Origin of the sequence: Micromonospora sp. NBRC 101691, from assembly GCF_030269285.1 — a bacterium.
GTDB classification, from domain to species: domain Bacteria; phylum Actinomycetota; class Actinomycetes; order Mycobacteriales; family Micromonosporaceae; genus Micromonospora; species Micromonospora echinospora.
This window is the reverse complement of sequence record NZ_BSTB01000078.1, coordinates 1-255: the sequence shown is the minus strand read 5'-3', so window position 1 is coordinate 255 and position 255 is coordinate 1. Positions and strand designations below refer to the sequence as shown.

Annotated in this window: 1 protein-coding gene; it reads right to left on the bottom strand. The window is 64.7% G+C overall.

Annotated elements, in window-relative coordinates; genetic code table 11:
- Window positions 1–255 (bottom strand): FG-GAP-like repeat-containing protein (locus QSK20_RS32025; RefSeq protein WP_285792336.1); only part of this gene is annotated, 255 nt, incomplete at both ends.

Below are 255 nucleotides of genomic sequence, written 5' to 3'. Positions count from 1 at the left end.
CGGTGGAGAGGGCGACGTAGACGTCGGCGAGGGTGCCGTGGGTGAAGGCGACGATGTCGTCGCGGTTGTCGCCGTTGAAGTCTCCGGTGAGGAGTGTTTCGCCGTTGAGGCCGAAGAAGTCGTTCCACTTGACGGAGGTGCCGGTGAAGGTGGTTCCGGTGGAGGTGGCGACGTAGACGTCGTTGAGGGTGCCGTGGGTGAAGGTGACGATGTCGTCGCGTCCGTCACCGGTGAAGTCCGTCGGCGAACCCGCCA